At 66.0% G+C, this 20,004-nt stretch carries 19 protein-coding genes; 8 read left to right on the forward strand and 11 right to left on the reverse strand.

The window, feature by feature from the left end; genetic code table 11:
* Positions 1 to 81: 81 nt before the first annotated feature.
* From JY500_RS00435 to JY500_RS00450, 4 genes are all read left to right on the forward strand, one after another.
* Positions 82 to 507 (forward strand): rhodanese-like domain-containing protein, encoded by a 426-nt coding sequence (locus tag JY500_RS00435; protein WP_172201967.1) that lies wholly within the window; start codon positions 82 to 84, stop codon positions 505 to 507.
* On the forward strand, positions 500 to 736 hold the full coding sequence (locus tag JY500_RS00440) for a DUF1272 domain-containing protein (RefSeq protein ID WP_206254684.1): 237 nt from the start codon (positions 500 to 502) through the stop codon (positions 734 to 736). Before JY500_RS00435 ends, JY500_RS00440 begins: the two co-directional genes overlap by 8 nt.
* A 104-nt stretch (positions 737 to 840) precedes the next feature.
* Entirely contained in the window at positions 841 to 2,181 is a 1,341-nt protein-coding gene (locus tag JY500_RS00445; protein WP_206254685.1) for a DUF1996 domain-containing protein, read from the forward strand.
* Between the two features lie 164 nt (positions 2,182 to 2,345).
* On the forward strand, positions 2,346 to 2,546 hold the full coding sequence (locus JY500_RS00450) for a hypothetical protein (protein ID WP_206254686.1): 201 nt from the start codon (positions 2,346 to 2,348) through the stop codon (positions 2,544 to 2,546).
* A 112-nt stretch (positions 2,547 to 2,658) separates the two neighbouring features.
* On the opposite strand, the gene JY500_RS00455 is transcribed toward JY500_RS00450, so the two are convergent.
* The 4 genes from JY500_RS00455 to JY500_RS00470 form a co-directional block, all read right to left on the reverse strand.
* Positions 2,659 to 3,828, reverse strand: a complete 1,170-nt coding sequence (locus JY500_RS00455) for a carboxylesterase family protein (protein ID WP_206254687.1) — start codon at positions 3,826 to 3,828, stop codon at positions 2,659 to 2,661.
* A 336-nt stretch (positions 3,829 to 4,164) separates the two neighbouring features.
* Positions 4,165 to 4,806 carry a c-type cytochrome gene (locus JY500_RS00460; RefSeq protein ID WP_206254688.1) on the reverse strand — a complete coding sequence of 214 codons (642 nt, stop codon included), beginning with the start codon at positions 4,804 to 4,806 and terminating at the stop codon, positions 4,165 to 4,167.
* Between the two features lie 68 nt (positions 4,807 to 4,874).
* Complete coding sequence (locus JY500_RS00465; protein ID WP_206254689.1) at positions 4,875 to 5,357, reverse strand: hypothetical protein; 483 nt, start codon at positions 5,355 to 5,357, stop codon at positions 4,875 to 4,877.
* Between the two features lie 86 nt (positions 5,358 to 5,443).
* On the reverse strand, positions 5,444 to 5,860 hold the full coding sequence (locus JY500_RS00470; protein ID WP_206254690.1) for a winged helix-turn-helix transcriptional regulator: 417 nt from the start codon (positions 5,858 to 5,860) through the stop codon (positions 5,444 to 5,446).
* 88 nt (positions 5,861 to 5,948) lie between these two features.
* Here JY500_RS00470 and JY500_RS00475 point away from each other — a divergent pair, with 88 nt between their 5' ends.
* Positions 5,949 to 6,803, forward strand: coding sequence for an SDR family oxidoreductase (locus JY500_RS00475; protein ID WP_206254691.1), 855 nt, complete (start codon positions 5,949 to 5,951; stop codon positions 6,801 to 6,803).
* Positions 6,804 to 6,890: 87 nt separating this feature from the next.
* Here the strand turns inward: JY500_RS00475 and JY500_RS00480 are convergent, their stop codons facing one another.
* The 3 genes from JY500_RS00480 to JY500_RS00490 form a co-directional block, all read right to left on the reverse strand.
* Positions 6,891 to 9,020, reverse strand: a complete 2,130-nt coding sequence (locus JY500_RS00480; RefSeq protein WP_206254692.1) for a DEAD/DEAH box helicase — start codon at positions 9,018 to 9,020, stop codon at positions 6,891 to 6,893.
* Positions 9,021 to 9,129: 109 nt separating this feature from the next.
* Positions 9,130 to 10,266, reverse strand: coding sequence for an FRG domain-containing protein (locus JY500_RS00485; RefSeq protein WP_206254693.1), 1,137 nt, complete (start codon positions 10,264 to 10,266; stop codon positions 9,130 to 9,132).
* A 103-nt stretch (positions 10,267 to 10,369) separates the two neighbouring features.
* Positions 10,370 to 12,358, reverse strand: coding sequence for an OPT family oligopeptide transporter (locus JY500_RS00490; protein WP_206254694.1), 1,989 nt, complete (start codon positions 12,356 to 12,358; stop codon positions 10,370 to 10,372).
* A gap of 293 nt (positions 12,359 to 12,651) precedes the next feature.
* Here JY500_RS00490 and JY500_RS00495 point away from each other — a divergent pair, with 293 nt between their 5' ends.
* The 3 genes from JY500_RS00495 (at position 12,652) to JY500_RS00505 (ending at position 15,626) form a co-directional block, all read left to right on the forward strand.
* Entirely contained in the window at positions 12,652 to 14,271 is a 1,620-nt protein-coding gene (locus JY500_RS00495; protein ID WP_206254695.1) for a wax ester/triacylglycerol synthase family O-acyltransferase, read from the forward strand.
* Positions 14,268 to 15,152 (forward strand): alpha/beta hydrolase, encoded by an 885-nt coding sequence (locus JY500_RS00500; protein ID WP_206254696.1) that lies wholly within the window; start codon positions 14,268 to 14,270, stop codon positions 15,150 to 15,152. The genes JY500_RS00495 and JY500_RS00500 overlap by 4 nt, the downstream gene beginning before the upstream one ends.
* 75 nt (positions 15,153 to 15,227) lie before the next feature.
* Entirely contained in the window at positions 15,228 to 15,626 is a 399-nt protein-coding gene (locus JY500_RS00505) for a hypothetical protein (protein ID WP_206254697.1), read from the forward strand.
* A 6-nt stretch (positions 15,627 to 15,632) separates the two neighbouring features.
* On the opposite strand, the gene JY500_RS00510 is transcribed toward JY500_RS00505, so the two are convergent.
* The 4 genes from JY500_RS00510 to JY500_RS00525 all read right to left on the reverse strand — a co-directional run bounded on the left by JY500_RS00510 (position 15,633) and on the right by JY500_RS00525 (position 19,861).
* Positions 15,633 to 16,691: an acyltransferase family protein gene (locus JY500_RS00510; protein ID WP_206254698.1), complete on the reverse strand. Its 1,059-nt coding sequence runs from the start codon at positions 16,689 to 16,691 to the stop codon at positions 15,633 to 15,635.
* 109 nt (positions 16,692 to 16,800) lie between these two features.
* Entirely contained in the window at positions 16,801 to 17,631 is an 831-nt protein-coding gene (locus JY500_RS00515; protein WP_206254699.1) for a GDSL-type esterase/lipase family protein, read from the reverse strand.
* A 120-nt stretch (positions 17,632 to 17,751) separates the two neighbouring features.
* The gene (locus JY500_RS00520) at positions 17,752 to 18,141 is read right to left on the reverse strand and encodes a hypothetical protein (protein ID WP_206254700.1); all 390 of its coding nucleotides are present in this window, start codon (positions 18,139 to 18,141) and stop codon (positions 17,752 to 17,754) included.
* 64 nt (positions 18,142 to 18,205) lie between these two features.
* Positions 18,206 to 19,861, reverse strand: coding sequence for a flagellar assembly protein A (locus JY500_RS00525; protein ID WP_206254701.1), 1,656 nt, complete (start codon positions 19,859 to 19,861; stop codon positions 18,206 to 18,208).
* Positions 19,862 to 20,004 lie beyond the last annotated feature (143 nt).

A 20,004-nucleotide genomic window follows, 5' to 3' on the forward strand; every position in this document is an offset into this window, starting at 1 on the left:
CGGTCTGTGTCGTTGCCGCCACTGTAGCGTGCCGTCGTGCTTGGCCACAATTGCAGCACCCAAACCCGTTCGGAGCCCACCATGCCAAGCCCGGTTGCAACTGTTCCAGCCGCGTCGCCCGATGAAGCCCTGCGCCATTTCGCCGCCCGCCTCGGTTTCGAGACCGATTGCTGGGATGTTCACGCCAGCCTCGCCGCCGGCGCGCCGGACTTCGTGCTGCTCGATGTGCGCAGCCCGGCGCTGTACGCTCAAGGGCATGTTCCGGGCGCAATCAACCTGCCGCACGGCAAGATCACCGAGGGCGTGATGCGCCGCTTCCCGGCGCACGCGCTGTTCGTGGTGTATTGCGCCGGCCCGCACTGCAACGGCGCCAACAAGGCCGCGCTGCGGCTCGCCGGACTGGGCTTGCCGGTCAAGGAGATGATCGGCGGCATCACCGGCTGGGCCGATGAAGGCTTTGAATTCGCGACCGGCGAGCAGCCCGGCAAGGTGGCCGAACATGCTTGAGCTCCGCCCCAACTGCGAGTGCTGCGATTGCGACCTGCCGCCCGACAGCACCGAGGCCCGCATCTGCAGCTTCGAATGCACCTTCTGCGCGGACTGCGCCGATCACCGCCTGCAGGGCCTCTGCCCCAACTGTGGTGGCGAACTGCTGCGGCGCCCGCGACGCCCGGCTGAGAAGCTGGCCGCCAATCCTGCATCGGACCATCGAATCCATAAGCCCTGCCCGGACTGACAGCTGCCGGGGCAGACGCCGCACCGCTCGTCAGCCGTTTGTCATAGGCGCTACCAGCTTCGCTACACTGCGCGCCCGAATCCAGCCTGCCGGAGCGCCGAGCAATGCGAATCGAAGATCGAATGAATGCCTGGTGGGCCGGCCTGGCGGTTGTCGCCACGGCTTGCGTGCTGCTTGTGGCTTGCGGCGGTGGCGGCGCTGGCGACACCGGCAACACTGCGACGCCGGGCGGTACAAGCGGGGGCACCACGCCGCCTGCCAGCGGCCAGATCCCTGCCGAACGCCCTGTTCTCAACCCGGTCGCCGCGACCTCATGGTCGCCGTGCAGCGCTGAATACTTTGGCGGGTGTGAATTCGAGGGCCTGCGCGAGATCCGCTACGGTACCGACGGCAAGTGGGTGATCCAGCGCTACCTCAACAGCTTCCCCGGCTGGCATTGCAGCGCGGCCAACTTTGGCAGCGACCCGGCGCCCGGTGAAACGAAGCGCTGTGAAGTGTCGGACGTGATGATGACCGGCACCATCGCGGCGCCCAATGTCTGTTACGCCGGCGGGATGTGCCCGCAGATCGACCTCTCGGCGATTCCGATGGGTACCGAAGGCTATGGCGAGCTGCGGGTGCAGCCTACTACCGACCTCGGCACGCCCTCCGCCGACGGCGTCGGCGCATTCCGCACCATCTGTGGTTTCTCGCACATGGCGTTCGACGATCCGATCGTGTTTCCGGGCAAGCCCGGCATGTCGCACCTGCACGCCTTCTTTGGCAACACCGGCACCAACGCGTATTCCACCGCGCATTCGCTCGCCGGCAGCGGCAACTCCACCTGTGCGGGCGGCATCGCAAACCGGTCGGCCTACTGGGTGCCTGCGCTGATCGATACGGTCAGCCATAAACCGATCGTGCCGAGCGACCCGATCTGGTATTACAAGACCGGCTACGGCGGCGTGAAGGCGGCCGATGTGAAGCCGATGCCCGCCGGCCTGCGCATGATCGCCGGCGACATGAAGGCCAAGGGCGCGCAGGACGTCGCCAACTGGTCCTGCCGCAGCTCGCCGGAACACTTCGCCACCATCCCGAACTGCGCGGTGGGCGACAACGTGCAGATGTCGGTGCGCTTCCCGCAGTGCTGGGACGGCGTCAACCTTGATTCGGCCAACCACAAGAGCCACATGGCCTACCCCACCGGCAGCGGCTGCCCGGCCACGCATCCGGTCGCGCTGCCCGAGATCACGCTCAACGTGCTCTACCTCGTCCGCACTGCCGACGCACCGCTGAACTGGCGCTTGGCGTCCGACGACTTGTCGCTGCCGGCCGGCTATTCGGTGCACGCCGACTGGTTCGACGGTTGGAACCCCGAGATCCGAGACACCTGGATCGAGCACTGCGACCAGGCGGCCGTGGATTGCCACGCCTACCTGCTGGGCGACGGGCGCACCCTTTACTGACACCGCTACCGCAGGCGGCCCACGCCGTCTGCGGCCGGTTTTCTGCAACCTGTTCCGCGTCGGCTGCAGTTCATCGCAGGCCGCTCGCGGCCATCAAGGCGCTCATCCATTCTTCACTCAACGCAGCACCGATGCTGCCCCCAAGTGAAAGACAGGAGACCGCCATGAACGCCCTTCGCATCCGCCCGACCCAAGCCTTCGTCGCTGCCCTGATCGCTATAGCAGGTTTCGCCGCAACGGTAGGCAGCACGTTGGTTGGCTACCAGTCCGTCGCTTCGCTCGCGATTGCGGCCGTTCCGGCGATGCGTCTGTCGCAGCAGCTAGTGCAGACATCTGACCCGGCGCGAGCCAGAAAGGGCGCCTGACTGGCTTTAGGTTGCCAGCGGATGGCTGCTTTGTGGGGGCGTGGCGCACGTGGTTGATGTGCGCCATGCTGATCGCAGCCCTGGCCTTACGGACTAGCGGTGGTACTGGCGCCTAACACGGACCACCTGAAGGAAGTCTGGGTTCGCCGGAAATGCCGTAGCTGCCGTCGCCGAATATCGGTGCATGTAGGGAGTACCAGCATTGCATCTGGTGCGTTTCGGGGTCGGGACTGCCCAACCAAAATATGGCCCCGAAGGGGTTCATGAAGCGGGAGTCGCCAAGATGTACAAGGGTGAACGGCGCGACCCCCCAGCCGTCACCGGTTTCCTTTAGGGTAGACATTGTGTCCTGTGAGACCTCCACCCAGCTATCGAGGGGGTGGCCGTTCCGGTCGTACGCCTTTGAGTAAAAGCGACCTGTGTAGCGCTCTGGTCCGTCGATAGGGGGGTGCTCGCTGCTGGCACTGCTGCGTTGTTGCGACACGAGCCAATCGGCAAGCGCCTGAGTGAATGCGAACCCGGCGGTCCCGATGTGGTCGGTGTCCGTGCGGCGGAAGTCCACGTTGCCGCCAGCCGCAGCGAGCAGGCCAGCCACATGCTCCGCATATTCGATCGGGACCGCGGTATCACGTGATCCGTGAAATACCCTGAAGGGCGTTGCGGCAAGCGCTTTGAAGGCTTGGCCCCAGAAGCGATCCTCGTAGATGTGGCGATTCATCACCTCGTCATAGAGCCCGCCGGCGACAGGGGCGACGGCCGAGAAGCGGTAGGGCCAGCTCAGGCTCATGTTCCAAGCATTGATCGCGCCGAGGCTCATGCCGGTCAGGCTGACGCGGTTCGGGTCGACCTTGTAGCGGGCCTGGACGTCCCGGATGGCCGCGTCGACGGCTTCGCGACGAAAGCCTTGGAACTCCTTGGACAAGGGCGCCACGACGATTGCCGCGGGGCGAACGCCGGATTGGGTGATCGCGTACATCAGGCCGTCGTTGCGGAGCATCGCCATTGTCTTCGGCTCCTCCGCCGACGGTGACGAACCGTGCAGGAAGACGATCAACGGCCATTTCTTGTCTTCGCTGGCCTTGTAGTCGGGCGGCAGATAGAGGAGATATTCCTTGCTGGTCAGTGCTGCGAGTTCTTCCTTCGGCAGAGTCGTCACCAGCGATTCCGTGAGCGTATAGCTCGCTGCTTCTGGTGCCGCGGGAGTGCTGCCGCCGCCACTTCCGCCACAGGCAGCGAGCGCTGCGAGCAGAACGAGGGTGGACCATCGTGTCACGCATTTCATCGATTTCTCCGTTTCGTTTGAGAACTTCGCGCGTGCACAGCCGAATCACGATTACCTTCTGCGAGGCAATTCCGAGAATCCGAAAATATAGCCAAATGACATAGGCAAAACGTTGGTGTGTGTCGTCCCCCGTGACGAAGTTAGCGCCTTGGTGCAGATCGTTCTGCAGTGCTGAAGCCCGTCTTGCTCAACTGAGCAACGAGTGGGTACGCACGATGCTAAGCATGGTGGACACGGGGTCTCGTTTCGTGATGGCGAGGGTCATGTTCGCAATGCGACCAGATTCGTGTGTCCGACGCGTTCGAGCGATGGCTGGCTTTCTATCGGCAGCCCGGATCAGGGCGCAGGCAACTGCGACAGAAAATCCGCCAGCGCTTCCAGATCCGACTCCGCATACGGCTTGAGCACACCGACCATGTTGGCGTTGGAATTGCCGCGCTCGCCGCTGCGGATCAGCTTGAGTTCGCGCAACAGGTAGCCGTAGTGCTGGCCGACGAGGCGCGGGTTGAACTGTTCGGCGATGCCCTCGCCGTTTGCGCCGTGGCAGCGCGCGCAGTCCTGGACATACAGCGATCGGCCGCGGCCGATCATCGTACCTGGCCCCTTGCCGGTGGGGCCGGCTACGGGCAACGAGGCAAGGTAGCTGGCGACATCGGCGATCGCGTCGAGTGTGAGATCCGGGTCGTCCAGAATCGGCGCCATCAGCGGGTTGTTGCGTTTGCCGGTGCGGATGTCGAGCAACTGCTTGCGGATCACGGACGCATGCTGCCCGGCGAGACGCGGAATCGTGCCGCTGCTGCGCCCTGACGCATCCTTGTGATGGCATCCGGCGCATTCCGCGAATACCGCCTTGCCGCGTGCCGGATCACCTTTTTGCTGCAAGGCGGCGTCGAACTGGGGGCCGCTCAGCGAGGCCGGCACTTCAGCGAGGACAGGCGTGCTGGCCAGCATCGCCAAAACGAAGATCATGCTGCGCATGGATACGATGCTCCTCAGGGTTTGCTGCGTTTTGGGCGGCGGATGGGCCGCGTGCCGGGCGAGTTGGCCTACTCAGGGAGGCCCAACGCGCGTTTCAGTGCGCCTGGCGTTGCGGCGTAGGCAAGCGCAGTGATGCGGCCGGCTTCGATGCGCAGCACGGTGACGCTACCGCCTTCGCGGGGGAGTTCGGCGGTCAGCGTGGCATCGCGCGCCAGGCCCACCGGATAGGCGCGTTTGCGCAGCGCAGGCAGCGCAAACATGCTTGTGACCAGCGCCGGCATGGCGCTGATATCGGCGACATAGCGCAGTTGCATGGCGTCGAGGCGCTCGGCACCGATGCCGTCGAAGACCTGCATCACCAGATCGCTGGCGGCCTTGTCTGCTGCAAAGAGCAAGGTGCGTGTCGCGGGTGCGACGTCGAACGCGCGGCCGTGCTGGTCCTCAAGGCGTGGCAGTCGAAGCGTGTCGCCCACCGCGAGCGGTGCAGCGCCTGCCGGCATCGCGTGGGTCAGCAGGGCAAGAAAGAGGGCTCTTCGCAGAACTCGGCGCATGGTGGTGGTCTGGCGTACCGGATGAGGACTCATACCTTAGCAGGACGGTGGTCGTTGCCGCTCGCGTCAGCGAGCGCTGGCCGGTATCAGTGCTTTGCCTCGGTCTGGGTGCCGCGGGCCCGGAGGATCGTGGCGAGGTTGCCTTCGATCCAGTCGGCCAGCGCCTGAACCCGCTGTGCGACTTCCTGGCCGAGCGGGGTGAGGGAATACTCGACATGCGGCGGCACCACCGGGTAGGCCACGCGCAGCACGAAGCCATCGCGCTCCAGCCATTGCAGCGTTTGCGCCAGCATCTTCTCGCTCACGCCGCCAATCTTTCGGCGCAGGTCGCTGAAGCGATGCGTGCCGCCCAGCAGAGCGACCAGCACCAGCACGCCCCAGCGGCTGGTGACGTGTTGCAACACTTCGCGTGAGGGGCACAGCTCGGCAAAGACGTTGCCGCGCATCAGGCGTTCCGACAAGGTTTCTGCGCTTTCGGCGGGGACGGGGTGAGCGTTGGGCATGACACTAACTTTCAGGTGCGTACTTACGAAAAGTAAGTTTAGTCGATAGGCTGCGAACCACCAACCTTCCACTACAGGAGTGCGCATCATGATCGTCGTTACCGGCGCTTCCGGCCAGCTCGGCCGCCTCGTCATCAATTCCCTGCTCGCCCGCAAGGTGCCCGCAGCGCAAATCGTCGCCGCCGTGCGCAACCCTGCTCGTGCGGCCGATCTCGCCGCGCTGGGCGTGCAAGTGCGTGCCGCCGACTACACCCAGCCCGCCACCCTCGACGCGGCTTTCAACGGTGCCGACCAGGTGCTGCTGGTGTCGTCGAGCGAAGTGGGCCAACGCTTTCCGCAGCACAAGAACGTCATCGACGCCGCGAAGCGCGTTGGCGTGAAGTTGCTGGCGTACACCAGCCTGCTGCACGCCGACAGCTCGCCGCTCGGGCTGCGCGATGAGCATTTCGCGACGGAGCAGTACCTGCTGGAAGTCGGCCTGCCCCACGTGGTTCTGCGCAATGGCTGGTACACCGAGAACTACCTCGCGAGCATCCCGCCCGCCGTGCAGCATGGCGCTTACATCGGCAGCGCCGGCGAAGGCCGCATCGCGTCGGCCGCGCGAGCCGACTATGCGGACGCGGCGGCCGTTGTCCTGACCTCGCCAGATCAGGCCGGCAAGGTTTACGAACTGGCCGGCGACGAGAGCTACACGCTTGCCGAGTTCGCCGCCGAGTTGAGCCGCCAGACCGGCAAGCAGATCCCCTACATCAACATGGCTGAAGCCGAGTTCAAGGGTGCGTTGTTGGGCGCCGGCCTGCCGGAGCCGATTGCCGCCCTACTGGCCGATTCCGACACCGGCGCCTCGAAGGGCGGCCTGTTTGACGATTCGCACACCTTGAGCACCTTGATCGGTCGCCCGACGGCATCGCTCGCTGCGCTGATGCAGGCGGCGTTGAAGTAAGCCGCGTCCAGCACGATGGTCGGCCCCGGGCGTTGCCCGTGGCCGATGAAAAGAAGGGGCTGCATGTGCAGCCCCTTTCCTTATCGATCAGCGATCGTTCTTGCGGCCCTTGGGCGGGCCCCAGGGTTTCTTGTCACCCGCGTAAGCGGGCTTGGGGGGGCGGTCGCCGAAGGGGCGCGGGGCCCGGTCGCCTTGAGGACGTGGCGGTCGGTCGCCCCAAGGACGATCACCCTGCGGGCGGTCACTCGCGGGCCGGTCGGTCTGTGGCCGGTCACCCCACGAACGTTCGCCCTGCGGCCTGTCGCCCTGTGGTCGGTCTGAACGCGGACGCTCGCTGAAACTGCGCTCACCTTGCGGCCGATCGCCGTAGGGGCGCTCGCCTTGTGGGCGCGGGCGCGGCGGGCGGTCGTCGGCCCAGCGGCCCTGTGGCTTGCGGTCTTCAAAGCGCCCGCGATCACCTTCGCGTTGCTTGCCGCGGTCACCCCAGCCGCCGCCGCTGCGCTCATCACGGAAATCGCGGCGCGGCGGGCGGCGCTCCATGCCTTCGGCTTCCCCTTCTTCGAGCGGTCGGATCGCCAGTGCCTGGCGACGCACGCGGATCGCGCCGATCTGCGCCAATACGTCGGCGGGCAGGTCGCGCGGCAGTTCCACCGTCGAGAAGTCCGGGAACAGGTTGATCTGGCCGATGTAGCGGCCTTCGATGCCGCCTTCGTTGGCGATTGCGCCGACGATCTCCTTCGGCATCACGCCGTCGTTGCGGCCCACGTTGATGCGGTAGCGCGCCAGTGCGCCGGCCGAGAACTCGCGGCGCTTGGCGAGGATCTCTTCGCGGTTCTCGCGTACCGGGCGTTCGCGTTCCGGCCTTGCAGCGGGTTCATCCGGCCATTCGGCGGGGTCGAGCTTGAGCGGGCGCTCGCGTTGCGCGATCCAGGCCAGCGCAGCGGCGATTTCGTGCGCGGTGAGGTCCTGATCGTCTTCCATCTGGCTCACCAGCTCGACGAAGTATTCCAGCGATTCGTTCTCGATCACCTCGGTGATCTGCTGCTTGAACTGCTCGGCGCGCTTGATCTCCACTTCGCTGCGCGTCGGCAGGCGCAGCGGTTCGATCGTCGCGCGGGTGACGCGCTCGATCGTCTTCAGCATGCGGAACTCGCGCGGGCTGACGAAGAGGATCGCGTTGCCGGTGCGCCCCGCACGGCCGGTGCGGCCGATGCGGTGCACATAGGCCTCGGTGTCGTAGGGGATGTCGTAGTTGATGACGTGGGTGACGCGCGGCACATCGATACCGCGCGCCGCCACGTCGGTCGCGACGACGATGTCGAGCTGGCCGTTCTTCAGCTGCTCGATCACGCGTTCGCGCAGGCCCTGCGTCATGTCGCCGTTCAGCGCCGCGGCGGCGATGCCGCGTGCTTCGAGCTTCTGCGCCAGCTCTTCGGTGGCGATCTTGGTCCGCACGAACACGATCGCGGCGTCGAAGTCCTCTTCCACTTCGAGGATGCGCGTGAGGGCATCGAGCTTGTCCATGCCGCGCACGGTCCAGTAACGCTGGCGGATCGCCTCGACGGTGCTGGTCGCGGCGCGGATCTTCACCTCGCGCGGTTCGCGCAGGTAGGTGCGCGCGACACGCCGGATCGGCTCCGGCATGGTCGCCGAGAACAGCGCGGTCTGCCGCTCGGGCGGCGTGTGCTGGAGGATCCATTCAACATCGTCGATGAAGCCCATGCGCAGCATCTCGTCGGCTTCGTCGAGCACCATCACGCGCAGCGCATCGAGCTCGAGGCTCTTGCGCTCGAGGTGGTCCATCACCCGGCCCGGCGTGCCGACGATCACCTGCGGCCCGCGCGACAGCGCCCGCAGCTGCACCACCATGCTCTGGCCGCCGTAGATCGGCAGCACATGGAAGCCGGGCAGGTGGTGTGCGTACTTCTGCAGGGCCTCGGCAACCTGGATCGCGAGTTCGCGTGTTGGCGTGAGCACCAGTGCTTGCGGGCGGCGCTCGGCGATGTCGATGCGCGAGAGCAGTGGCAGCGCGAACGCCGCCGTCTTGCCGGTACCGGTCTGCGCTTCGCCGATGATGTCATTGCCTTCCAGCAGCAGCGGGATGCAGGCGGCCTGAATTGGCGAGGGGGTTTCGTAGCCCACGTCCGCCAGCGCGCGCAGCAGCGCTTCGGGCAGGCCGAGCTCGGCGAAGGTGGTCGGGGTGTCGGGTGTAGTCATGGCGGGGGCCCTGCGAGGACGGCCCGAAAACACGGGCCAACCCTGAAGTATCGCCGACGCGGCGCCGTTTGCCGAATATCTGCAGGGGGCAGATGCCCCGCGTGGCGGCTCAATCGTCGCTGTCGCTCTCGCGCGGTGGCGTCCAGCGCTCGGCGAGATGGCGCGACTGGTAGTCCAGTTCGGGGAACAACGCGGCCTCGGTGATGCCGATCAGCGCCAGTTCGCGCCGCATGGCGGCACGCTTGGCGCACGGGATCCGCAGCCACTTGAGGATGCGCGTCCGGCTCAGCGCGGCATCGATGTCGAGCAGATCGACTGGTGCACCGATCGCGCTTGGCGACAGGGTCTTGCCCGCCCAGGCCGAGGTGTCGGCAACGTAGCGGCCGCCGTGCAAGGTGAAGGTGCCAGCCTGGTTCCGGATGCGTGGGTTGGCCCGCGGCGGGAACACGGCCACCGGCATCGATAGCCGCAGCGCGAGGCGCTCCGCACTGGCCCAGTTGGTGTCGTCGAACAGTTTGACGGGCCTGATGCCGCGCGGCGTGTTCAGTGGCACTGCACGCAGGTCCACCGTTTGCGCCTCGCTGGCGATCTGCGATACCGGGATCGGCGTGTCGCCGATCGCGCTGAGGAGCCGCGCGTGGCGATAGTGCTCGCCGTCGATGTCGGGAGCTTGCAGGCTGCGGGCGACACAGTCGCGCCATTCGTCGCGATTGCGTACGCGGCACAGTGCGGCACGGGCTACGACGTCGGCGTCGTGGGCGTACAGCAGCTCGGCGCTGCGGCGCGTGGCGGAGCTGTAGTAGTTGAGGCGCCTCGCGTTGAGGATCCAAATCGCGGCGTCTTCGCCGCAGTCGTCCAGGTGCGGCTCGCGCACCGCGAAGAACAGCGCGACCAGCAGGTTCTCGGTCCAGTCGAGCAGCCGGGTTGGCGCGAGGTAGTGCTGCATCGTGACCAGCGCGGCGAAGTCCGGCGTGCCGGCCGGCGCTGCATCCGGGTTCAGTGCGCGAAAGTGGCGCGTCAGTGAAACCTCATCCATCGGCGCGCGCCCTGGTGCCGGCCGCAGCAGGCTTGGCACGAGCCGGTAGCTGGCGCGTTCATGGCCGCGAAACCACAGCCCGAAGCGCGCATCGCCGCGGCGTGCGCTGGCTTCCGGGGCGAGCGCGTCGAGCAGCTTGCCGCGGGTCAGCGCGTCGATCGCCTGCGCGACGCTTTCGATGGTCTTGGATTCGGCAGGAATCTCGCGCATGGGGCAGGCTCGCTTCGCGTGGGGGCTCAGATTCTACGGTGCGCAAAAACAAAAACGGCGTGCCGGATGCGCACGCCGTTTTTCAGTTGCCGTGAGGGGACGATCAGATCAGCACATTCACGATCGCGTTGCCGATACCGAGCAGCGCGGCGCCCGAAATCAGGCCGGCGCAGATCGGTTCAAGGCCGTCGACCCAGATCGCGTGGCCACGGGTGCCGGGCTTGCCTTCGTTGCGGCGGCTCATGACCCAGAACAGCAGCGCACCGACGAACATCGTCAGCGATGCGTCCGGCGGCAGCACGACGCCAAGGCCGATCGACACCGCAGACAGCGGGAAGCGGCCCTTCGTGACGATCTTCGCCACTTCGATCGCGATTGCGGCGACACAGGCGAGCACCATCGCGATGACGGCGGAGGTCGGCAGCGAGGCCACGCCCTTGGCGATGATCTCGGCGACGCCCTTCCACTGCAGCGCAGCCGGGAAGGCGAAGGCGTCCGAGACGATGGTGGTGGTCGAGCGCACGCCTTCGGCGTTCTTCGGCAGGAAGAGCAGGAAGAACAGCGGTGCGCAGGCGAGCGCGCCGGAGAAGATGCCGATCACATGGCCGATCGCCTGCTGGCGCGGCTTGGCGCCGAGCATGTAGCCCGGCTTGATGTCGGAGAGCAGGTTCGCCGCGTTGGCCGAGATCTCGGCCGTCATGCCGGCCGGCAGCAGGTTGCTGGCCGGGTTGCTGCGATCGAGCGCGCCGATCGAGAACTGCGTGATCTTCGCCATCGCGCCGAGCGGGATCCACGAGGTCAGCGCCATCGAATTGGTGCCGATGATGGTCAGCACGAAGATCAGCGGCAGCGAGACCACGCTCAGCAGCCAGGGCACGCCGAAGAACTCGTGCGTGACCCAGGCACCGAGCACGCTGAACAGCGGCACACCGACGTAGGACACCCACAGCGGCAGCTCGATGTCCTTGAGGATGTCCGGGCCGTTGCTGACCGCCTTGTTGCGGCCGCTCATCGACTTCCAGGCGCTCTTGAAGATCTCCGGGCGGCCGACGAGGCTGACAAGCGACCCGGTCACCATCATCGCGACACCCCACCACAGCGACCACTGGTTGACGATCTCGCCGCGGTTGATCGGGATCGGCGTGCCGTCGGCCGCCACGCGCGGCACGATGTCGCCGAGCTGGATCACGATCGGCGCGAGCACCGCGAAGTTGATGAAGCCGCCGAGCAGCACGCTGCTCGCGACCGCGATGCCCATCAGGCCACCCACGCCGATCAGCGAGGCGTCCAGCGTCGCGCGCCAACCGAGCTGGCGGATATCGGTACCGAGGATCTTCGGGATCCACAGGTGATAGGCGGTCGCGAGGTTGTAGTAGTAGGCGTCGAGCCGCTCATGGAAGGTCCAGGGCTCGGTCATGCCGGCCCACTTGTCCATCTGCAGCAGCTTGAACTGGATCAGCTTCATCCAGCCGTCCGACACGATCATCTGGTAGAGGCCGGTGACCCCTGCCACCACCGCCAGCAGCCGCGCCTTGAAGATGCCGACCGCGGCATCGCTGGTGTAGAGCGAATCGAGCACCACGCCGCAGGCGCGCCCCTCGGGGAAGGGCATCTGCTGGTCGTTGACGAAGTAGCGCTTGAGCGGGAAGGCGATCAGCACGCCAAGGATCGCGACGATCACCTGCCACACGACGATCTGCCACGCCGGAATGATCTTGTCGGTGATCAGCATGTAGGCCACCAGGCTCGCCGTGAGCGGCGTGGTCATGTAGCCCGCTGCGGTGGCGATCGACTGGGTGCAGTTGTTTTCCAGGATCGTCATGTCGCGCGTGATGCCCGCCTTGGAGAGCGAACGGAACAGCGCAAACGAGAGGATGACTGAGGTGAGTCCGACGCCCAGGCCAAGACCTGTTTTCGCGCCGATGTAGAGCATGGTGGCGGAGAGGATGCCGCCGAGCAGGAAACCGGTGAGTGCGGATCGGATCGTGAGCTGGGCCATGTCGCCCCGATACACGTTCTTGAACCACCATTCGTCTTTTTGTGCCCGCGTCCAGGTGCGGGTCTGTTCATCGGTCAGATGTATCAGGGCCATGTGCTGTTTGAGCCAGTTGGTTGAAGGGCCTTACCCCGCAACAGCCGGCGCCCGGGTAGGGCGCCCGTTGCCGGGGCGCGCGCATTGTGACAGAGGCGTGACCGCGGAAGATAGGGCCGCCCGCAGCACGCTTGCGCCGGCACAAACCGGCCGCTGATCCGCCGCGTTGGCCAGCGGGCGGCGCGGCGTGCCGCTCCGCGAGCGCTGGCGTTGGTTTTCGTCTGCGCGCAATGGTCATGACCAGATCAAAGCGCAGGCCCGACGCTGCGGCTCAACGCTGGCGGATAGACAGCGTGGACGCGCAAGGCCGGGATCGCGTGATCCACGGTGAGCCAGTGACGGTGCAGGTGGACCGAGCGGGCGCGCATGCGGCGCCGGAATCGACTACGCTGGGCGGGCGGCCACCCATGGCTGCCCTATCGAAAGGTCGATTCGTGAAGCCCCTGAGCGGACTGGACGGCAGCTTCCTGCATCTGGAAACGGCGGCAACGCCGATGCATGTGGGCTCGTTGCACCGCTTCGAGCCACCCCCCGGTGGTGCCGCGCAGTTCCGCAACGCAATTCGCCAGATGCTGGCCGAGCGCCTGCCGCGCACGCCGGTGCTGCGGCGCAAGCTGGCGACGATGCCATTGCAGTTCGCCAACCCGGTGTGGATCGACGACCCGGCGGTAAACCTCGACGACCATGTCCGCAGCGTGACCTTGCCGATGCCCGGCGGCCAAGCAGAACTGGAAGACTGCATCGGTGAGTTGCATGCGCAGTTGCTCGATCGCGAGCGCCCGCTGTGGATGCTGTACGTGATCAACGGGCTCGCCGAGGGGCAGGCTGCGTTCTACGTGAAGATCCACCACGCGGTGCTCGACGGCAGTGCCGGCGTCGCACTCGCACACGCCTTGTTCGACAGCGAGGCGCAGCCTGCCGCGACGCCTGCCGCGCCCACACGTCGAGCACGAACTGCGCCGCCTCCGAGCGTGCTGAGCCTTGCCGCTGCCGCCGTGCAGCACGACGCGGCGCAGTACCTGAAACTGGTGCGCCATCTGCCTGCAGCGGCCCGTCTGCTCGGCGGGCTGGCGAAGCAAGCGCTTGGCGCGCGCGGCGAAGCATCGGGCGAATCGGCGTTGCGGCGCAGTCTCGCGCTGGGGCCGAAGACGGCATTGAATGTGCAGATCACCGGTGAGCGGCGCTTCGCCGCGATCAGCCTGCCGCTCGACGCGCTCAAGCAGATCGCCACTGCGAACGACGCCAAGCTCAACGATGTGGTCCTTGCGCTGTGCAGCGGCGCGCTGCGTCGCTACTTCGCGCACCGCGGCGGCGTGCCCGAGAAATCACTGATCGCAGCAATGCCAATCTCGCTGCGCGAAGCCGGTAATGCGGAGTTCACCACCAAGGCCACGATGGCTGTGGTGAGCCTTGCGACACAGATCGCCGACCCGCTGGCCCGCCTTCAAACGATTCGCGAAGCCGCGGGCGCGGTGAAGGCGGTGGCCAAGCGCGCGGAATCCATCCTGCCGACCGACTTCCCGTCCATCGGCCTGCCCTGGGTGCTGGGCGGGCTCGCGGCGCTGTATTGTCGCAGCACGCTTGCGAACCGGATTCCGCCGATTGCGAACCTCGTGATCTCCAACGTACCGGGCCCCACCGCACCCTTGTACTGCTGCGGTGCTCGCATGATCGACTACTGGCCGATCTCGATCGTCGAACACGGGCTTGGGCTCAACATCACGGTAATGAGCTACGCAGGCCAGCTGGGTTTCGGCATCACCAGCGCGCGTATCGCAATGCCGCAGCCACAAAAGCTCGCCGATGCGCTGCGACAGAGTTTTGATGAACTGTCTGCGGCATCGCGGCTGGCGGCTGTGTCACCCAAGCCTGCACGAAAGCGGCGCGCCGGCGCGACGGGGGCGCGGGCATGAGCCGCGTGGCGGTCAACGGCATCGAGATCGAGTACGAAGCGCTGGGCGACCCAGCGGCGCCGGTGATCCTGTTGATCATGGGCCTGGGCATGCAACTCGTGAGCTGGCCGGACGCTTTCTGCAACGCGCTGGTGGCGCGCGGCTTCCGCGTGATCCGCTTCGACAATCGCGATAGCGGCCTGTCGACGCACCTCAAGGCGCGCAAGCGGCCCGGGCTGCTGCGCACGATCGTCGGCAGTGCGCTGGGCCTGCCGCCGCGTGTGCCCTACACGCTGGCCGATATGGCCGATGACAGCGCCGGCCTGCTCGACGCGCTCGGTATCGCGCAGTCCCACATCGTGGGTACCTCGATGGGCGGCATGATCGCGCAGCTGCTGGCTGTGCGGCATCCGGAGAAAGTGCTGAGCCTCACATCGATCATGTCGTCGAGCGGCAATCCGCGGCTCTCACGCCCCAAGCTGCATGCGATGCGTGCGCTGCTGAGCCGGCCCGCCGAACCGGGCAATCCGGAAAGCGTCGTCGAGCATCTGATCGGTGTCTTCGGCGTGATCGGCAGCCCCGGCTTCCCGATTGCGCGTGAACACTTGCGGCGCCAGATCGCAGCCGGCGTGCGCCGTGCCTATCACCCTGCCGGCACGGTGAATCAGCTGCTGGCGGTGATCGCCTGCGGCGACCGGCGCCGCCTTCTCAAGCGCATCGGTGCTCCGACGCTGGTGCTGCATGGCGACGCCGACCCCCTGGTGCCGCTCGCGGCAGGCCGCGATACCGCACGCCATATTCCCGGCGCGCAACTGCAGGTGATCGCAGGCATGGGACACGATCTCGCGCCCGGCGTGCAGGCGATCCTGGTGGATGCGATCGCGCGGCACTGCGCGCGCTGATATTGCGCTCCGCCGCACGCAGAGCGGCGGCTGTCTATACTCATCGCATCCGCCAACCGTCTGCCGGGAGCGCACATGCAATGGGCTCAGCACGGAACGTATTCGCTGGAATGGCAGGGCGACATTCTGGTCAGCCGTCTCGTCGGTGAGTGGAATGACGTTGCTGCGCGCAACATGCACCGCGATGCGCGCGCCTTGTGGCAGGCCCGCAACGGGCGAGCCTGGGGTCTGTTAACCGACGCACGCGAATGGGGCGGCGGCACGCCCGAGTGCTTCGACGCCTGGTGGGCCTTCTTCGAAGCGGGTGTCGCCGCGGGCATGGTTGCAGCAACCGACATCCTGCCTTCCATGCTGCACGCGCTGATCGTCAGCGAACTCGCCGAGCGCGCACGCCGCATGGTCCGCTACCGCCGCAGCCAAAACATCGACGACGCCCTCGCCTGGCTAGCCGAGCAGGATCTGCAGATTCGCTGACTGCCTTTATGCGCGCTGAAGCGGGGTGCGTCCGATCAAACGGCCCGTCAGCGATCGACGTAAGGGGACGTCGATGCGTCGCTCCAGCCAGACTGCCAAGGGTACGAACAGCGCGACGAAGACCACACCGCTGTACGGCGCGAATGTCGTAATCATTGTCGGTGCAAGGTGCTGCACGAGTTCGCCGACCGGCGCGTGCAGCACGTACATCGGGTAACTCGCTGCACCGAGTGCGAGCAGCCCGCGGTCGAAACGGGTGGCGCTATCCCGCGACATGCTGAGTACCGCGAGAGGGAAGAGCAGGCAGACCGCGGCAAGGTCCACTACGACGTTGAGGCGGCCCATATCGGGCGAGAGCATGACGCCACACACAACGAGGAAGGCAAGCCATGGCGAACCAAGGCGCTCGACCCAGTTACTGACGCGAGCACCGGTGCGGAACAGCAGCACGCCCATCGCGATACCAAACACCGCGCGTGTCAGCCCGATCAGCAATGACTCGGCGGTGAACGAGTAGCCGTCGTCGAGGCCGCCCATGCGAACTGCCATCCGCGTCAGTACCAGGGCCGTGAACGACAGGATCCAAACCAGCACACGATTGCTCAAAACCCGGTGGCAGACCGCGTAGCCGAGGTTCGCAATGAGTTCAAAAAACAGCGACCAGTATGGTCCGTTGAGAGGGAACAGGATTGAATCGCGGTGCGGCGGTGTCGGCAGAAAGAATGCCGTCATCGCGCTGGCCACCCACAGCGACCCGGCGAGCATTGGTGTTGGCGTAGCCGACAGGCTCCAGGCCAGCATGGCAAGTACGAGCGACAGGAGATACATCGGGTAGAGCCGGATCAACCGCACCAGCATGAAGCCGCTTTTTGTCAGCTGACCATCGCGCAATCGTCGGTCGTAGGCGCTGGCAATCACGAAGCCACTCAGCACGAAGAACAGGTCGACGGCGAGGTAGCCCCGGTAAATCTCGAAGTTCCAGAGTGCATCCGTGTGTCGGGTCAGCACCAACAGTGCGGCAACGCCGCGAATGCCGTCGAGAAAAACATAGCGGGCGTTTGCCATCCAGAATCCCGTTTCCAAGCAGCGGCCAGCCCGGTGGGCTTGGCGACGGGGGATTCTAACGGCGGCGGCCGCTCACCCGCCGCGCGGTATTTCCTGTTTGGCCGAAGGTTCAGTGAGTGCTCAGACGTTCCAGCGTGCTGCGTATCGCGCTGAACCACGCGTCGGCCAGTTTCCCGTTGCCCGGCCCCTCGGGGCGAATATGGACCCCGTCGTCCGCGAGGTCGTCGATGCTGAGCGCGTCGTGCGTCGGCACGCTGTGCAAGTGGGGGTCGAGCTGCATGCGCGTGGCGAGGCCTTGCTGCACGATGGCGTTGAATCGCACGACGCGTGCGGCAAGGCCCGGATCGGCCAGAGGCAGCGTGGAGCCGACGAAGAGTTCGGCATCGGGTGCCACTTCGCGGATGCGGTCGATCAGCGCAAGCAGGTTGGCGGCGATCGTGTCGTCGCCCTGCGTGTAGAAGACGTCGTTGGTGCCGGCCAGCAGCAGGATTACTTGTGGATGCCAGGCTCCAAGCCAGTTGCGCACATTGCCGTTGTCCAGGCCGTTCGGGCGGCCGTCTCGCAGGTCGTACGAGGTCCAGCCCCCATGGCCTTCATGGTTAGGGTCGGGCAGGCCGTATGACGCGTTCGTGACCGAACCGACGAAGTCCACCGGCAGCTTCGCGGCGATGAAACGGCGATACAGCTCGAAGCGATAACCGCCGTAGGTCGCAGGCCAACCCTCGGTCAGAGAGTCGCCGAGCGCCATCACGCGCACGCCGCTGTTGAGCCAGGTGGGGGCTTCAATTGACATGGGCGCGCTCGGTGGCGTGGTTTGCGCGTCGGACCCGCCACCGCCGCAGCTGCTCAAGCCGCATAGCGGCAACAGCAGTCCGATCAGCGCAAGCCGCTTCGCCGAGCGTTGCAGCGCCTGTGCAAGCAAGACCAAGTCGTGTGCCATGTGGTGTATCCGGAGTGGGTGAAGGAAACGCTTTGTACAGCGGGTGACGACATGCCGACTTCATCCAGCGCAAATGCTGATGACATTGTGCTCGCTGGCGCGGTCGGCGCGTTGCACAGTTCAAACCATCAGCCGCCTGATTGAACCACTGACCGACACAAGCTGGGCTGCGTCCATGCGTTGGATGATCTTGCGGATCACCGAGCCGATCACCTGCTGGGCGCCGGTCAGCCCGAGGTTCGCGGATTGCTGGACGATGAAGCCGGCCTTCGACTCCTTCAGCGGTTGCATGAAGAAGTAGTCCATGCCGCTGTTCATCAGTTCGACGACCAGGTCGGCGAGCGCGACACCATGTTCGCCGGGATCGTCCGCGCCTTCGATCAAGGCCAGCAGTTCGAGCGTCTTCTGGCGCAATGCTTCCGAATGGTAGAAGCGCAGAAACGGCTTCTCCGATACGGCCGCGGTACTTGCGGGCGGCGCTGCCGGTTTGCGTTTCGATGAGGTGGCCATGCGATCGATGATACGCCCCGGCCGACGATGCCGTCCGGTTCATCGCGGCGATGGATTCGGCCGTTCAATCCAACGCGGGCTCATCCGGCGCCAGCAGGCCGAGCTGGCCTTCGCGGTCGAGCCCCACGGCGCAGGCGCCATATTCGCGTGGCACGCGGAACCGGTGCCCGGCGAGATGCACTTCCACCGATTCGTAGATTTTCTGTGTTGCGATCACGCGTGCGCCGAGCGACAGCGCAACCTTGCGGTTGATCTCTTCGTACTGCTCGCGCAGCTCGGCGATTGCAGCCGCGATGGCTGCGGCCGTTTGGCGCGCTTTCGTCACGGTGGCATCCGGCAGCCTGCCCGGATGCTGACGCGCCAGCGCGAGCAGTTTGCTGACTTCGAGCAACTGCGTTTCCTTGGCGTCGCGGCTCTTTGCCAGCTCCAGCATCTGCTTGTGCATCGCCGGATTGATGCCCAGTTCGATCTGCGTCGTCAGGCGCTGCGGGCTGCCGACTTCTTTTGCCGTGAGACTCATCGTCGCCTGATGACGGCCGCCGATGAGGCAGCCGCGCTTCTTCCTGCCGACGACGATATGGTTTGCAGCGACCAGCTCACACTGGATCGCGGCGTCCTCGATCACGATGCAGTCACCGGCCTCGATATGCGCGTTCTGCGCGTAGCCCGCTTCCACGCTCACCGCCGCGCGGGTGATCGGCGCGCCGCTGCTCTTGCCGTCCTTGCGACCCAGTGCGCCGATGATGCCACCGCGCACCACCACGCTGCCGCCGGCGTCCAGCGTCGCGAGTTCAGCCACGCCGCCGACCTCGATATCGCCGGTGGCGCTGACCGTCATGCCCGACTCGACATCGCCCTTGATCTTCACGCTGCCTTCGAAGCGGATGTTGCCGCTCGTCATGCTCACCGACTCGATCACCAGCACCGGCTCCACGATCATGCCGTCGTGCCGCAAGACCGGCTGACCCGTGATCGCAGCCACGAGAAGATCCGGGTCCTCTGCGCTTCGTTTCGTGCCCGGCAGATCTGCGCCGAACACAACGGCCTTGCCAGGTTGCGCCGGTACGATGGCGCCGGTGAGCGTACGGCCGGGCGTGCCGGCCGTGGGTGGTATCCGGCGCATCAACGCGTCACCCGGATGCACCACCAGCAGATCGCCCAGATCGCGGTAGTCCACCTGCCCACTTTCGCTGACCTTCGGGCTGCGGGTGCGGGGCTGTGTCTGGCAGGGTTCAAGCCTGCCGTCGGCGCCGTGTTCCGGCGCCAGGCCGCGTGCGATCACCATGTGATCGGCAACGCCGGCCGCGAGCGCTTCGGTCAGGGCAGTCTGGTCAACGCCGGATTGAACGCCGAGTTCGGTCAGCGCAGCGAGCACGGCATCCCGAGATACTGCTGCGCCGCCTTCTGCGGGTACCAGGCTCAAATGCGCCAGCATTTGATCCTCGCTCAAAGCGACGCTGAACGTCGCATCCACGGCCTCGGCAATTCGAAGCGACGCCACGGCAGTACCGGCGCTGCAGGCCGCCAGCAGGGCTGCGAGCGCCTCTGCGGACATCCGGAACGCACCCCAGCCGTGCTCCGCGAGTGTTGCACGCAAGCCTTCTTCGGTGACCGCAGCCGCCCCCGGCTGCGGTGTGAAATCCACCAACACCGCCCGCTGCGCTTCGTCGAAACTCAACGTCAGCGGCTGGTCTTCCTGCTCTGCGGATACGTCGCCCATCTGTGGCCCCCGATCCGAACGTCACGCGGTGATGGAACAGGATGCCGCGACACGTGGGGAAAGGAAAGCCGAATCAGCTTGGCCGTTGGCGGGCGATCAGCTTGTTGTGCAGCGCCCAACGCGGGCCGGCCTCTGCTGCGCGC

It is taken from the genome of Niveibacterium microcysteis, from assembly GCF_017161445.1.
Lineage (GTDB): Bacteria > Pseudomonadota > Gammaproteobacteria > Burkholderiales > Rhodocyclaceae > Niveibacterium > Niveibacterium microcysteis.